9 protein-coding genes are annotated in these 14,354 nt (G+C 65.8%); 6 read left to right on the top strand and 3 right to left on the bottom strand.

The window, feature by feature from the left end:
- The first annotated feature begins 2 nt into the window (after nt 1-2).
- The 4 genes from WJU21_RS14310 (at nt 3) to WJU21_RS14295 (ending at nt 8,260) form a co-directional block, all read left to right on the top strand.
- Nucleotides 3-3,092, top strand: a complete 3,090-nt coding sequence (locus tag WJU21_RS14310; RefSeq protein ID WP_346324453.1) for an efflux RND transporter permease subunit — start codon at nt 3-5, stop codon at nt 3,090-3,092.
- Nucleotides 3,089-6,280 carry an efflux RND transporter permease subunit gene (locus tag WJU21_RS14305; RefSeq protein WP_346324130.1) on the top strand — a complete coding sequence of 1,064 codons (3,192 nt, stop codon included), beginning with the start codon at nt 3,089-3,091 and terminating at the stop codon, nt 6,278-6,280. Before WJU21_RS14310 ends, WJU21_RS14305 begins: the two co-directional genes overlap by 4 nt.
- Nucleotides 6,277-7,734 carry an efflux transporter outer membrane subunit gene (locus WJU21_RS14300; RefSeq protein ID WP_346324129.1) on the top strand — a complete coding sequence of 486 codons (1,458 nt, stop codon included), beginning with the start codon at nt 6,277-6,279 and terminating at the stop codon, nt 7,732-7,734. The genes WJU21_RS14305 and WJU21_RS14300 overlap by 4 nt, the downstream gene beginning before the upstream one ends.
- Nucleotides 7,735-7,807: 73 nt before the next feature.
- On the top strand, nt 7,808-8,260 hold the full coding sequence (locus WJU21_RS14295; protein WP_346324128.1) for a hypothetical protein: 453 nt from the start codon (nt 7,808-7,810) through the stop codon (nt 8,258-8,260).
- A 10-nt stretch (nt 8,261-8,270) separates the two neighbouring features.
- On the opposite strand, the gene WJU21_RS14290 is transcribed toward WJU21_RS14295, so the two are convergent.
- Nucleotides 8,271-8,792 (bottom strand): VOC family protein, encoded by a 522-nt coding sequence (locus WJU21_RS14290; RefSeq protein ID WP_346324127.1) that lies wholly within the window; start codon nt 8,790-8,792, stop codon nt 8,271-8,273.
- Nucleotides 8,793-8,985: 193 nt separating this feature from the next.
- On the opposite strand from WJU21_RS14290, the gene WJU21_RS14285 reads away from it, so the two are divergent.
- On the top strand, nt 8,986-9,309 hold the full coding sequence (locus WJU21_RS14285) for a DUF1236 domain-containing protein (protein ID WP_346324126.1): 324 nt from the start codon (nt 8,986-8,988) through the stop codon (nt 9,307-9,309).
- Nucleotides 9,310-9,460: 151 nt separating this feature from the next.
- Nucleotides 9,461-13,027: a hydantoinase B/oxoprolinase family protein gene (locus WJU21_RS14280; protein ID WP_346324125.1), complete on the top strand. Its 3,567-nt coding sequence runs from the start codon at nt 9,461-9,463 to the stop codon at nt 13,025-13,027.
- Here WJU21_RS14280 and WJU21_RS14275 read toward each other — a convergent pair.
- Nucleotides 13,024-13,230 carry a cold-shock protein gene (locus tag WJU21_RS14275; protein WP_346324124.1) on the bottom strand — a complete coding sequence of 69 codons (207 nt, stop codon included), beginning with the start codon at nt 13,228-13,230 and terminating at the stop codon, nt 13,024-13,026. The genes WJU21_RS14280 and WJU21_RS14275 overlap by 4 nt on opposite strands.
- 473 nt (nt 13,231-13,703) lie before the next feature.
- Nucleotides 13,704-14,354 (bottom strand): hypothetical protein, encoded by a 651-nt coding sequence (locus tag WJU21_RS14270; RefSeq protein WP_346324123.1) that lies wholly within the window; start codon nt 14,352-14,354, stop codon nt 13,704-13,706.

The following is a 14,354-nucleotide window of genomic DNA, read 5'->3' as shown; positions in this document are numbered from 1 at the left end:
GGTTGAACCCGTCACGGCCGTTCATTCTGCGGCCTGTGGCGACGACCCTGTTCATGCTGGCCATATTGCTGGCCGGACTGGTCGCATGGCGCTTCCTGCCGCTGTCGGCGTTGCCCGAAGTGGACTACCCCACCATCCAGGTCCGCACCCTCTATCCCGGGGCCAGCCCCGATGTGATGGCGGTGACCGTCACCAGCCCGCTGGAGCGCCAGTTCGGCCAGATGGCCGGGCTGAAGCGCATGTCGTCGGTGTCTTCGGCCGGGGCCTCGGTCGTCACCCTGCAATTCGGGCTCGACCTGACACTCGACATCGCCGAGCAGGAGGTACAGGCCGCCATCAACGCGGCGGGCACCCTGCTGCCCTCGGATCTGCCGGCGCCGCCGATCTACGCCAAGGTCAATCCGGCCGACGCGCCGATCCTGAGCCTGGGCATTACCTCCGGCACCCGAACATTGGCCGAGGTCCAGAACCTGGTCGACCAGCGTGTCGCGAACAAGGTCGCCCAGGTGTCCGGGGTAGGCTTTGTGTCGCTTTCCGGCGGCCAGCGCCCCGCCGTGCGCATCCAGGCCAATGTCCAGGCCCTCGCGGCGCGCGGACTGTCCATGGCGACCTTGCGCACGTCCATTGCCGCTGCCAACAGCAGCGGCGCCAAGGGAAGCTTCGACGGCGCGACCCGCTCGTGGTCCATCAATTCCAACGACCAGCTCGGCTCGGCCGAGGAATACCGGAACGTGATCGTCGCCTATGTGGACGGCGCGCCGGTCCGCCTGAAGGACGTGGCCAATGTGGTCGACGGATCCGAGAACAGCCGTCTCGGCGCGTGGATGAACCGGACACCGGCCATCATCGTCGATGTCCAGCGGCAGCCCGGCGCCAACGTCATTGCCACGGTGGATGCCATCAAGCGGGCGCTGCCGGAGCTGGAACGCAGTTTGCCCGCCGACGTGCACATGACCCTGCTGACCGACCGGACGCTGGGCATCCGCGCGTCGGTGCACGACGTGCAGATCGAGCTGCTGTTCGCCGTGGCGCTGGTGACCCTGGCCATTTTCCTGTTCCTGGGCAGTCCGCAGGCAACGGTGATCGCGAGCGTCTCGGTGCCGCTCTCGCTGGTCGGGACGCTTGCCGCCATGCACCTGATGGGATTCAGTCTCAACAACCTGACCCTGATGGCGCTGACCATCGCCAGCGGTTTCGTGGTCGACGATGCCATCGTGGTGATCGAGAACATCGCCCGCCACGTGGAAAAGGGCGTGAAGCCCTTCAGGGCGGCGATAAATGGTGCGCGGCAAATCGGCTTCACCATCATCTCGCTGACGGTCTCGCTGGTCGCGGTGCTCATCCCGCTGCTGTTCATGGGCGACGTCGTGGGCCGGCTGTTCCGTGAATTCGCGGTGTCGCTGGCCATCACCATCCTGATCTCGGCGGTGGTCGCGCTCACGCTCGTGCCCATGCTGGCGGCGCGTTGGCTAAAGCCCGCCGACCAGCAGAAAATGCCGCGGTTTTCCCGCTGGACCCGCGCCTGGTTCGATCGGCTGGCCGACCGCTACCGCACGGGCCTCGATTGGGTGCTGGGCCGCCAGACCCTGACGCTTGTCGTCTTCGGCGGCACGCTGGCGCTGACCGCCCTGCTGTTCTGGGCAATTCCCAAGGGCCTGTTTCCCGAACAGGATACCGGCCAGCTCCAGGCCGTCATCGCGGCCGAGCAGACCGTGTCATTCGATCGCATGGCCGGGCTGCAGGCTCAGGCGGCCAACGCCATTCTCGCCGATCCGGATGTGGCCAGCCTGAGTTCCAACGTGGGCGTCGACGGCCAGAATCCGTCGCTCAATTATGGCCGCATGCTGATCAACCTGAAACCCAAGGGCGATCGCACGACGAGCCAGAGCCGGACGATCGACAGGCTGCGCGAGCGGGTCGGCCGGGTGGCCGGCGCGACGCTTTACGTCCGGCCCGTGCAGGATCTGACCATCGACGCCGAACGCGGTCCGACCCAGTACCGATTCTCGCTGCAAGGCGCCGACCAGGATCTGACTGACCGCTGGGCCGGGGCACTGACTGCCGAACTGGCGGATGTGGACGCGGTCCGCAACGTGGTCTCGGACGTGCAGAACGAGGGACGCGCCGTCACCGTCGCCATCAACCGCGACACCGCGTCGCGCCTCGGCATCAGCGCCGCCGACGTCGACAACGCGCTCTACGACGCCTTCGGCCAGCGCATCATCTCGACCATCTTCACCCAGTCGACCCAATACCGGGTGATTCTGGAAAGCCAGCCGGGCATGCTGACCAGCCCCGAGGCGCTGCAGCGCATGTATGTGCCGGGTGCGGGCGGCGCTTCGGTGCCGCTGGCCGCCTTCGCGGCGATCACCACCGGCGATGCGCCGCTGCAGATTTCCCGGGTGGCCCAGTTCCCCGCCGCCACAATCGGTTTCGACCTGGCGCCGGGCGCCTCGCTGGGCGCGGCCGTCGACGCCATCGTCGAGGCCGAGACGCGGATCGGCATGCCGGAATCGATCACCACCCAGTTCATGGGCGCCGCCGACGCGTTTCGGGCATCCCTGTCTAACCAGATATGGCTGATCCTGGCGGCCATCGTCACCGTCTACATCGTGCTGGGCGTGCTTTACGAAAGCTTTGTCCACCCGCTGACGATCCTGTCGACGTTGCCATCGGCCGGCGTCGGCGCGCTGCTGGCGTTGATGCTGACCGGCAACGACCTGGGCGTGATCGGCATCATCGGCATCGTGCTGCTGATCGGCATCGTCAAGAAAAACGCCATCATGATGATCGACTTCGCCATCGAGGCGCAGCGCGTGGACGGCATGGACGCCGATGACGCCATCCGCCAGGCGGCCCATCTTCGCTTCCGGCCGATCATGATGACGACCTTCGCCGCCCTGTTCGCGGCCTTGCCGCTGATCTTCGGCAGCGGCATGGGATCGGAGTTGCGCCAGCCGCTGGGCCTTGCCATCGCCGGCGGGCTGATCGTCAGCCAGGCGCTGACCCTGTTCACCACGCCGGTGATCTACCTGGCATTCGAGCGCCTTGCCAAGCGGATGCGCGCGCGCCGCCGGGAGCAGGCGGCATGAGCCTGTCCTCGCCATTCATCCGCCGCCCCATCGCCACACTGCTGCTGACCGTGGGCGTGGCGCTGACCGGTATCGCCGCCTTCTTCGTGCTGCCGGTGTCGCCGCTGCCGCAGGTGGATTTCCCGACGATCCGGGTGCAGGCATCCATGCCGGGCGCCAGTCCCGAGACCATCGCCTCGACGGTGGCCGCGCCGCTGGAGCGCCGCCTTGGCACCATTGCCGGCGTCACCGAGATGACCTCGTCGTCGAATACCGGGTCGGCGCGCATTACCCTGCAATTCGAGTTGTCGCGCGATGTGGACGGCGCCGCCCGTGACGTGCAGGCCGCGATCAACGCCGCCCGCGCCGACCTGCCCGCCGCGCTGCGCAGCAATCCGACCTACCGGAAGATGAACCCGGCGGATGCGCCGGTTCTGATCCTGGCGCTGACGTCGAAAACCCGGCCGCCGGCCGAGATCTACGACGTCGTCTCCAACATCGTGCAACAGCGCATGTCGCAGATTCAGGGCGTCGGCGATGTGGAACTGGGCGGCGGTTCGCTGCCGGCCGTACGCATCGAGCTCAATCCACTCGCCCTTGGCCGGTTCGGCATCAGCCTGGAAGACGTGCGGACGGCGATCACGTCGAGCAACGCCAATCGGCCCAAGGGCGTGATCGAGGACGGCGAGCGCGCCTTCCAGATCTATGGCAACCGGCCCGGCCTCAATGCCTCCGATTACCGCGACCTGATCATCGCCTGGCGCGATGGTGCCAGCGTGCGGCTGCGCGACGTGGCGCGGGTCTATGACGGCCCCGAGGACGTCCGCACCATGGGCCTGTTCAACGGCGAGAAGGCCGTGACCGTGGTGATCAGCCGCCAGCCCGGCGCCAACATCATCGAGACGGTCGATTCCATCAAGGCCGAGTTGCCGGTGCTGCAGGCGGCCTTGCCCGACGACATCAAGCTGACCGTCGCGTCGGACCGGACGACGACCATCCGCGCCTCGCTGCACGAGGTGGAGTTGACGCTGGTGATCGCCACCCTGCTGGTCGTGGCCGTCGTCAGCATCTTCCTGCGCTCGCTGCGCGCCACCCTCGTTCCCGCGGTCGCCGTCGTCGTCTCGCTGCTCGGAACCCTCGGCGTCATGTATCTGCTGGGCTTTTCGCTGAACAACCTGTCGCTGATGGCACTGACCGTGGCGACCGGCTTCGTGGTCGACGACGCCATCGTGGTGCTCGAGAACATAAGCCGGCATCTGGAACGGGGCGCGGACCGGGTGGAGGCCGCGCTGAAAGGCGCCTCCGAAGTGGGATTCACCGTGCTGTCGATCAGCGTGTCGCTGGTCGCTGTGTTCATTCCGCTGCTGTTCATGGGCGGCATCATCGGCCGGCTGTTCCGCGAGTTCGCTGTGACCATGAGCGTGGCGATCATGATCTCGCTGGTCATCGCGCTGACCACCACGCCGATGATCGCGGCCATGATCCTGCCGCGCCATCCCAAGCCCTCACGCATCGGCGCCTGGGCTGAACGGTCCTTCGACCGGGTGCATGGATGGTACGCGCGCAGCCTGGACTGGGCGCTCGTGAATCGGGGTGCGACCCTGCTGCTGCTGGCAGGCGCCGTCCTGCTGAACGCCTATCTGTTCGTTGCCGTGCCCAAGGGCTTCTTTCCCGAGCAGGACACCGGCTCCATGATGGGCGGCATCCGTGCCGACCAGAGCATCTCGTTCCAGGACATGCAGGACAAGCTGACCCGGATCGTGAAGGTCATCAACGACGATCCGGCGGTCGACACCGTCGTCGCGTTCAGCGGCGGCCGCCGCGCCGGCGGCGGCTTCATGTTCATCACCCTGAAACCCAAGAGCGAGCGCGGCGGCACACGCGACGTGATCAACCGGCTGCGCCCCCAGCTGTCCCGCGTCACCGGCGTCAGTATCTTCCTCAACCCGGTGCAGGACATGCGCATTGGCGGACGCGGCGGAAACAGCAGTTTCGAGTACACGCTGAAGGGCGACGATCTGGAGCAGCTCAAGGCCGCCGGCGAGATGCTGGCCGCCGCGCTGAAGAAAGAGCCCATGCTGACCGACGTGGATGTGGACCAGAACGATACCGGCGCCGAGGTTTACATCACCGTCGACAAGGACAAGGCGGCGCGGCTGGGGATCGACCAGCGCACCATCGACGCCATCCTCTACGACGCCTTCGGGCAGCGCCAGGTGGCGACCATCTACAGCGGTCTCAACCAGTATCATGTGGTGATGGGGGTCGGTCCGGAATTCGCCGGATCGCCCGAGGCGCTCGAACATGTCTACCTGCCCACCAAGGCGCCTGCCGGCGCCGAGGCAGCTGGTATTTCGGCGAGCACGCCAACCTCGGCTACCGGCACCGCCCGCGATGCACCCTCGGGCGCCGCGGTCAATTTGAGCCCAACCACCATGACGCCCCTGTCGGCGATTGCCCACTGGTCGGTGGGCGCCACTGCCTCGCAGATCAATCATCAGGACGGCTCTCCGGCATCGACCGTCTCGTTCAACACCGCCGACAACGTGTCGCTGGGCGAAGCATCGGAACGGATCCGTGAAGTGGAAGCAGGTCTCAACATGCCGGACGGCGTCCACGGCAGCTTTGCGGGCACGGCCCAGGCGTTCCAGCAATCGACCGCCTCCACGCCGGTGCTGATCGTGCTCGCCATTATCGCCATCTACATCGTGCTGGGCATCCTGTACGAAAGCGCCATTCATCCGCTGACCGTGCTCTCGACGCTGCCCTCGGCGGGGCTCGGCGCGGTCGCGGCACTGATGCTCCTGGGCCAGGAATTCGACCTGATCGCGCTGATCGGCCTGATCCTGCTGATCGGGATCGTGAAGAAGAACGCCATCATGATCATCGACTTCGCCCTGGAGGCCGAGCGCAGCCGAGGCATGGCGCCGCTGGAGGCCGTGCGCGAGGCATGTCTGCTGCGCTTCCGGCCGATCCTGATGACCACGCTGGCGGCGGGACTGGGTGCGCTCCCATTGGCCATCGGCTTCGGTGAAGGCGCCGAACTGCGCCAGCCGCTGGGCATCACCATCATCGGCGGCCTGATCGCCAGCCAGTTCATCACCTTGCTGACCACGCCGGTCGTCTATCTGGCGCTCGACCGGTTCCGCCGCCGGTCGCCGCATGAGGCGCTGCTGGCCCACACCGCGCCGCAACAGGGTGCCGCATGATCCACTTCCGCCGTCCCCTCGCCAGCCTCGTCACCGCCGCCCTGCTCGCCGGCTGCAACATGACGCCCGACTATCACCGACCCGCGACCGAGGTTCCCGCCGCGTTCAAGGAGGAGCCGGGCTGGCGCCCCGCCCGTCCGGCCGACGACGTGGCGCGCGGCGCGTGGTGGCGGCTGTTCGAAGATCCGGTGCTCGACGACCTGGAGCACCGCGTGATGGTGTCGAACCAGAACCTGACGGCGGCGCTGGCTGCCTATGAGCAGGCCCGCGGCGTGGTCCGCGAGCAGCGCGCCGGGTTATTCCCGACCGTCGACCTGCAAGCGGGCGCGACCAGCACCGGATCGTTCGGCACGCGCGACGATCCCGGCACGGGCGAGGGCGGCGTCAGCGTCGGCAGGCGATACGCGGCCACGATCGGCGCAACCTGGGAGCCGGATGTATGGGGGCGTATCCGCTCGGGCATCTCGCAGGCCGGCGCCAATGCCGAGGCAAGCCGCGCCGATCTCGCTAGCGCCACCCTTTCGGCGCAGGGCGAACTGGCGCTGAACTATCTGCAGATCCGCGCCGTCGACGCGCAGATCGCCCTGCTCGACGACACCATCGCCGCCTATACGCGCGGGCTGGAGATCACCACCAATCGCTACAATGCGGGAGTCGCCGGCAAGCTGGACGTGGTGCAGGCGGAAACCCAGCTCCGCAACGCCCGCGCCGAGGCTGCCGAGCAGCGCCGGCAACGGGCGGTTCTCGAACACGCCATCGCCGTGCTGGTCGGCGAGACGCCATCAAGCTTCAGCCTTGAGCCGGTCGCGTGGAAGCCCGGCATCCCGGACGTACCCGGCGTGCTGCCCGGCGATCTGCTGGAGCGCCGTCCCGATATCGCCGCCGCGGAGCGCCGCGTTGCCGCGGCCAATGCCGCGATCGGCATCGAGCGGGCCGCGTTTTTCCCGGCCTTCAGCCTGTCGGGCGACGTGGGTTTCAACAGCCGTCAACTGGCCGAGTTGTTCAGCAAATCGGCCAGCGTCTGGTCGCTGGGTGTCCAGGCGGCCGAGACCCTGATCGACTGGGGCGCCCGGTCGGCGCGCGTGGATCAGGCGCGCGCGGCCTGGCGACAGGCGGCTGCCAGCTACCGCCAGACTGTGCTGACCGCCTTCCAGCAGACCGAGGACCAGCTTGCCGCTGCCCGAATCCTGGCCGAGGTGGGCGCCGAGCGCGCCGCCGCCGAGACCGCGGCTCGCCGCGCCGAGCGGATCACCCAGAACCAGTACCTGGCCGGCATCGTCGGCTATACCGATGTGATCGCCGCCCAGGCCACCGCATTCAGCGCCGGTCAGGCGTCGATCACCGCAACCCTGAACCGGCAGACGGCGGCGGTATCCCTGATCCAGGCCATCGGCGGGCACTGGAGCGACGCCCCGTTGCCGTTGCCGGTCCCGGAAGGCGAAGGCCCGCGTTAGGGCTTTATCAGGGCCTCCCACGCTTGCTATTCTGGCCGCCGAGGGCGGTATTGGCCGCATGAAGGGGGATGCCATGAAGTACCTGACGGGCTCATTGCTCGCACTGTGCCTCACCGGCGGGCTTTCGCTCGCCGCCGCCGATCCGGTCGACAATCCCCCACCCCAGCCCGCCCCCGCGGTCGAACACGTGGAGCCGCCGCCGCCGCCTCCCAAGCCAAAGCCGAAACCCAGGCCGAAGCCGGCATCGTTCGACTGCCGCGATGCGTTCGAGGAGTCGGAGAAGCTGATCTGCACGTCGTTCGAACTGGCCAGGCTGGACCAGCAGATGTTGCGCGCATTCAACAACTACATGGACAGCCTGGGTCCTGATCAGGGACTGACCGCCCAGTCGGCCGAGTTGGCGCAACGCCGCTTCGTCATCGAGCGGAGCAACTGCTATGACGAGGATTGCATCCGCAGCGTCTACGGCGAGCGGATCCGCACCCTGCGCTCGCAACACAACACCAACATGGGGCTGCGGCGCTAGCCGGGCCGACCTAACCGAACACCTGCGGATTCTTCAGGTCCACGTCCTTGCGGGCGGCGGCCGCATGCAGGCCGGCGACGCGCATGCCGGGTCCGCACTGGACGAACTCGATGGTCTTGCCGTCGGGATCGCGCATGACGCAGAATTTCGACCCGGCGATCTGCCCCTCCTCGCCGGCATCGAGCGGCTCGGTGTGGAAATCGTGCCCCAGCGCGGTAAGCCGTTGGTAAACCTCCTCGATATCGTCCACGGCAAAGCACAGATAGACATAGCCCACGTCATCCTGGCGCATCTGGTTGGGACCGCCGCGCGTCGGCTCGAATTCCAGCAATTCGATAGCGAAATCGCCCACCGGCATCACCACGGTGCGGTGGATGTGCGGCGGCAGCCGCAGCGTGCGGCCGGCACCTTCGCCGCCCACTTCCAGGGCGAACGCCGGCTCGAGACCAAAAACCTCCCGGTACCATTTCACCGACCGTTCGAGGTTGCTGACGGTGATGCCAACATGATGAAAAACCGCAGAAATGGGCAAGTTCCGTCCTCCTGAATAATGCGCTTCCGGGCGTCAGGCTCGTTGCGAGGCGGGTGTCCTGTCAAGCGGTGGCAACACGTTGCGGCGGAACCGCCGCCACAGGCTGGCGTTGTCTGGCTGGCTTCCGAACGGCGGTGCCGCTCTGCCGGTTCGGGAGGATTCAGGCAAAACGCGGCATATACAGGAGACTTCAATGCGAAAAGTGCTGCTTTCGATGGCGACCGCGTCTGCCCTGCTGGTCAGCGCTTCGGCGTTCGCGGAGACCACGACCACCACCACCTGGACGGCCGCCGACGGCACCGTCATCAAGGAATATTCGACCACCCAGAACTATGAGCCGGTCAACGTGCCCGACTTCGACGCGCAGGTCGGCGTCGTGCTGCCCAGCAATGTGAAGGTCTATTCGCTGCCGTCGACCGTGAAGGTCGAGCAGCCCGACCGCTACAGCTACACCATCGTCAACGACCAGCCGGTCGTGGTGGAGCGCTCGACCCGCAGGGTCGTCCACGTCTGGTAATCCGGGTACCGGATATCTTGGAACGGGCGGGGCTGGTCCCCGCCCGTTTTGCGTTGGCAGCCAACCGCGTGGCCGGTCATGCGGCAATCACCTGCAGCGACGCCGGCACATGGAAATCGACATTGGGCCGATACGCCGATATTGATTTCCCATGCAGCGCCAGTGGCAATTCTGGATCGATCGTGGCGGCACCTTCACCGACATCGTCGCGCGGCGGCCGGGTGGCGGCATGGTCACCCACAAGCTGCTGTCGGAGGCGCCGGAGCGCTATGCCGATGCCGCCGTTCAGGGCATCCACGACCTGCTGGGCCTGGCAGACGACGAACCCATCCCGGAACACGCCATTGCCGCCATCAAGATGGGCACCACCGTCGCCACCAATGCGCTGCTGGAGCGTCGCGGCGCGCGGACATTGTTCGTCACCACACGTGGTTTCGGTGATGTATTGCGAATCGGCTACCAGAACCGTCCCCGGCTGTTCGATCTGGATGTCAGGTTGCCCGAGGCACTTTACGAACGGGTCATCGAGATCGACGAGCGTATCGGCGCGAACGGCATGGTACATGCCGCCCTTGACCTGGAGCAGGCGCGCCAGGCGCTGCTTCCGGCCCGCGCCGAGGGCATTGAAAGTGTCGCGATCTGCCTGATGCATGCCTGGCGCTTTCCCGCGCACGAACAGGCGCTGGCCGGCCTTTGCAGCGAGTTGGGCTTCACCCAGGTCTCGGTCAGCCACCAGGCCAGTCCGCTGATGAAGATCGTCGGCCGGGGCGACACCACCGTGGCGGATGCTTACCTGTCACCGGTGCTGCGCCGCTATGTGGACCGGATCGCCGGCCAGGTGGGCAGCGCGAACCTGCTGTTCATGCAGTCGAACGGCGGCCTTGCCGAGGCGGGCCGGTTCCAGGGCAAGGACGCGATCCTGTCGGGTCCGGCGGGCGGCGTTGTCGGTGCGGTACGTACGGCCGCGCTGGCCGGGTTCGGCCGCATCATCGGCTTCGACATGGGCGGCACATCCACCGACGTCTGTCATTTCGACGGGGAATACGAGCGGGTCACCGACAGCGTGGTGGCCGGCACCCGCATCCGTGCGCCCATGATGTACATCCACACCGTGGCGGCAGGCGGCGGCTCGGTGCTGCATTACGACGCCGGCCGGTTCCGTACCGGGCCGGATTCGGCGGGCGCCGATCCGGGGCCGGCCTGTTATGGACGCGGCGGGCCGCTGACGGTGACCGACTGCAACGTCCTGCTGGGCAAGGTCCGGCCCGAGCGGTTTCCCAGGGTGTTTGGCGCCGATGGCCGGCAACCGCTCGACATGGCGGCCGTGCGCGGGAAATTCGCAGGGTACGCCGCGCAGGCCGGCGACCGCTCGCCCGAGCAGGTGGCGGAAGGCTTCCTGCAGGTCGCGGTCGAGACCATGGCGCGGGCGATCAAGCGAATCTCGCTCGAGCGCGGCCACGACGTGTCCCGCTACACATTGGTGTGCTTCGGCGGCGCGGGCGGCCAGCATGCCTGCATGGTCGCCGATGCGCTGGGCATGACCCGGGTGATGATCCATCCGCTGGCGGGCGTGCTGTCGGCGCTGGGCATGGGACTCGCCGAGGCGCGGGAGTTGCGCCAGGAAACTGTCGAGAAACCCTTGTCGGCGGAAACGCTGGCGGCGCTGGAGTCAGTGTTCCGGCGGCTGGGCGACCATGCGGTGCCCGCCGTCGCGCCGCTTGCCGAGCGCACGGAAACGCTGTGCAGGTTGCATCTGCGCTACGCCGGCACCGATACATCGCTGGAAGTCGCGTTTGGCGACCTGGACACGGTGCTGGCCGCGTTCGAGGAGGCGCACCGCCGCCGCTTCGGCTTCAGCGATTCCGGAAAGCCGCTGATCGTCGAAGCGGTGACGCTGGAAGCCGTGGGCCACATGCCGCAGCCCGAAACCCGTCACGCCGCAGCCGCAACGGATGCACCGGCGCGGGAGCAGGAGCGCATCGAGGTATTCTTCGCCGGCGCATGGCGCCCCACGCTGTTGCTCGACCGCGCGGCGCTGGCACCCGGGCGCATGGTCGAAGGTCCGGCGATCATCGCCGAGGCGCACGGCACCAACGTGGTCGAACCCGGCTGGCGCGCCGTCGTCACCGAGCGCGGCGATCTGATCCTGGACCGCGCGGAAGCAGCCGTCCGCCGCGCCCCCATCGGCACCGAAGCCGACCCGGTCCAACTCGAGATCTTCAACAACCTGTTCATGTCCATCGCCGAACAGATGGGCGTGGTGATCGAGAATACCTCCCATTCGGTGAACATGAAGGAGCGGCTGGATTTCTCCTGCGCGCTGTTCGACGCCGAAGGCGGCCTGATCGCCAATGCGCCGCATATTCCGGTTCATCTGGGCTCCATGGGCGACAGCGTCCGCACCGTCATGCGAGAGAATCCCGAAATGGCCCCGGGCGACGTGTTCGTCACCAACGCGCCCTATAATGGCGGCACGCACCTGCCCGACATTACGGTGGTGACGCCGGTGTTCGTGGACGGCGCCCCCTTGTTCTACACGGCGACGCGCGGACATCACGCCGACGTGGGCGGCATCACGCCGGGCTCGGTGCCGCCCGGTTCCACCTCCATCGAACAGGAAGGCGTGCTGCTCGACAATGTGCGCCTGGTGTCCGGCGGACATTTCCTCGAAACCGGGATCCGCGGCCTGCTGGCGGGCGGAACGTGGCCGGCGCGCAATCCGGACCAGAACGTCGCCGACCTGAAAGCGCAGGTTGCCGCCAATGCAAAGGGCGCGGCCGAACTCCTCGCCATGATCGACCGGTTCGGCCTCGACGTGGTGCGGGCCTACATGTCCCATGTGCAGGACAATGCCGAGGAAGCCGTGCGCCAGGTGATCGACGTTCTGCCGGACGGCAGTTTCAGGGTCGAGATGGATTGCGGCGCCGTCATCGCCGTCAGCATCGCGGTGGACCGCGACAGGCGCGCCGCAACCGTCGATTTCACCGGCACCAGCCCGCAGCAGGCCAACAACTTCAACGCGCCGATGGCCATCACCCGCGCAGCGACGCTCTACGCTTTCCGGTGTCTTGTGGCTGACGATATTCCGCTGAATGAAGGCTGTCTGAAGCCGCTGACGCTGATCGTACCGGAGGGGTCGCTGCTCAATCCGCGCTACCCCGCGGCGGTGGTGGCGGGCAATGTGGAAACGTCGCAATGCGTGGTCAACGCGCTGTTTGGCGCACTGGGCGCGGCAGCAGCGGCGCAGGGCACCATGAACAACCTGACCTTCGGCAACGATCACTACCAATATTACGAGACCCTGGCGGGCGGCATGGGCGCCGGGCCGGGCTTCGACGGTGCCAGCGCGGTGCAGACCCACATGACCAATTCACGGCTGACCGACCCGGAGGTACTGGAGTTCCGCTTTCCCGTGACGCTGGACTCATTCTCGGTCCGCGACGATTCGGGCGGCCAGGGACGCTGGCGCGGCGGCGACGGTGTGATCCGCCGGCTGCGTTTCCACGAGGCCATGACCGCGGGCATCCTGTCGAACAACAGGTCGCATGTGCCGTTCGGATTGGCTGGAGGCCATGCAGGAAAATCCGGCGTCAACCGGGTGGAGCGCGCGTCCGGCGCCTGCGAGACGCTACCTGCCTGCGCCGAAACGGCGGTCGGTCCCGGCGACGTGCTTGTCGTCGAGACGCCCGGCGGCGGCGGCTACGGAACTAGCGCCTAGGCCGATTGCAGTTCGTCAGCAGCTGTGCGGCCATCCCGGCCTGGTACCAGCTCGAAGGCAACCTTCTGGCCTTCCTGCAGATCGCCAAGCCCCGACTTCTCAACCGCAGTGATATGAACGAATACGTCCTTTCCGCCCGAATCCGGCGCGATAAAGCCGTAACCCTTGGTCTTGTTGAACCACTTCACGATACCAGTAGCCATCGACAGTCCTCAGCAAACTCTCAACAGAACACACCGGCGCCCAGACAGTCACGAGTGCATGTTGCCTACTACTCGGACAAACTCACGCCGCGCATAATTTGGTAACCGGCAATCCTTGCAAAAACAAGCAATATTTGACAGGCGTTCTTAACTGGTGTTCGCTCGCGTACAAAAGATGCGAATAACGGTTTACTAAAGGAACGGCGCCGTTCGCGTCAGGCTCGGCGATGATGCACGAAAAGCCTCAACACCCCACGCAGTCCGTGTGGCGCAAAATGCACCAACTTGGTGAGAAGCTTCATAAAGACGGCATCGTTGGTTTCCGCTTTACCCAATCACACACCTACCAGAATCAAATCGTCGCCAGCTTCTCGTAACGGAAAATTTCTCGTGCCGTAGCGTAACCTCAAAACGATCGGATACCCCCCCCTCAGCAAAAAGATTGCCGCTGAGACAATATCCTCCCAATGAGGTCAACTTTGCGCCCTCACGCCCAGAGACTGTTTCGCATGACTGAGAAGTTGATCGAACGATTGCCGCGCGTCATAGATCGTCGAGAGTGCCGCAACAATCGGATCCAGCGCATCAACGACTTGTCCGCTCTCCTCGAACGTCTTGGCTAGACTTTCAGGATCAACATGAACTGGCAGGAAAAGTTGCCCCCTACCCTGCTCGAAGTTAAAACCCCTTTCACGGAAGCGCCACGCTTGCTCAGCCATGAAACTGCGCCATGCCTTCGCGCCTTGCTGGAAAAACTGATAGTTGCAGTGAAGGCGAAATCCCAGCGTGCCCCTGCCCTGACCACATAGGCGGGTCAGCCAGAAAAAATCTTTGCCCTCTCCAGGCTGTTCGAATGAATCATCTTCACCGGGGCCAAATTCCCAATAGAAATACCATTCCTCTCTTTTCGCATCGCTGACCTGCCATTCTGCCGGTCCAAACCACAGCACGCCATCCGGATAGTCAAATTCGCCTTTAAGGTCGAGGCCTTTCGCCCAATCCTTAACGACGTCCCCTATGGCATTACCAATCTGTTCTTCAACCACTTCATAAAGATGTTTGGCTGCACCATCAATGTCAGCGAGATGACGAACGATTAGTGTGTTCAATGCATTCGTGGGCAT

The organism is Emcibacter sp. SYSU 3D8, from assembly GCF_039655875.1.
GTDB lineage: Bacteria > Pseudomonadota > Alphaproteobacteria > SMXS01 > SMXS01 > RI-34.
This window is presented reverse-complemented; position numbering and strand designations above follow the sequence as displayed.

What these genes read in the sequence shown, in the direction of transcription:
- WJU21_RS14270 (WP_346324123.1), bottom strand. Translation starts at nt 14,354, where the DNA reads ATGCCCACGAATGCATTGAACACACTAATCGTTCGTCATCTCGCTGAC.
- WJU21_RS14275 (WP_346324124.1), bottom strand. Translation starts at nt 13,230, where the DNA reads ATGGCTACTGGTATCGTGAAGTGGTTCAACAAGACCAAGGGTTACGGC.
- WJU21_RS14295 (WP_346324128.1), top strand. Translation starts at nt 7,808, where the DNA reads ATGAAGTACCTGACGGGCTCATTGCTCGCACTGTGCCTCACCGGCGGG.
- WJU21_RS14305 (WP_346324130.1), top strand. Translation starts at nt 3,089, where the DNA reads ATGAGCCTGTCCTCGCCATTCATCCGCCGCCCCATCGCCACACTGCTG.
- WJU21_RS14280 (WP_346324125.1), top strand. Translation starts at nt 9,461, where the DNA reads ATGCAGCGCCAGTGGCAATTCTGGATCGATCGTGGCGGCACCTTCACC.
- WJU21_RS14285 (WP_346324126.1), top strand. Translation starts at nt 8,986, where the DNA reads ATGCGAAAAGTGCTGCTTTCGATGGCGACCGCGTCTGCCCTGCTGGTC.
- WJU21_RS14300 (WP_346324129.1), top strand. Translation starts at nt 6,277, where the DNA reads ATGATCCACTTCCGCCGTCCCCTCGCCAGCCTCGTCACCGCCGCCCTG.